Below are 554 nucleotides of genomic sequence, written 5' to 3' on the forward strand. Positions count from 1 at the left end.
GACCGCGCGCATGACGACAACCTCGATCAAGGCGCGGGCGACCAGGGCCTGATGTTCGGTTACGCATGCGACGAAACGCCGGAACTGATGCCGCTGCCGATCTACCTGTCGCACCGTCTCGTCGAGCGCCAGGCCAGCCTGCGCCGCGACGGCCGCCTGCAGTGGCTGCGCCCGGACGCGAAGTCGCAGGTCACGGTCCGCTACGTCGACGGCAAGCCCGATTCGATCGACACCGTCGTGCTGTCGACGCAGCACGCACCGGACATCGAGCTGCCGGCGCTGCGCGAAGCCGTGATCGAGGAAATCATCAAGCCGACGCTGCCGGCCGACCTGATCAAGGGCGACATCAAGTTCCTGGTGAACCCGACCGGCCGGTTCGTGATCGGTGGCCCGCAGGGCGACTGCGGCCTGACGGGTCGCAAGATCATCGTCGATACCTACGGCGGTGCCGCACCGCACGGCGGCGGCGCGTTCTCGGGCAAGGATCCGTCGAAGGTCGACCGTTCGGCAGCGTATGCCGGCCGTTACGTCGCGAAGAACATCGTCGCGGCAGG

At 67.7% G+C, this 554-nt stretch carries 1 protein-coding gene; it reads left to right on the forward strand.

Going from position 1 to position 554, the window contains the following annotated elements:
- The coding region (locus U4012_RS35640; RefSeq protein ID WP_321804581.1) for a methionine adenosyltransferase domain-containing protein at positions 1–554 on the forward strand (554 nt) is incomplete at both ends.

Origin of the sequence: Burkholderia sp. BCC1988 (genome assembly GCF_905339895.1) — a bacterium.
In the GTDB taxonomy this organism is placed as follows: Bacteria; Pseudomonadota; Gammaproteobacteria; order Burkholderiales; family Burkholderiaceae; genus Burkholderia.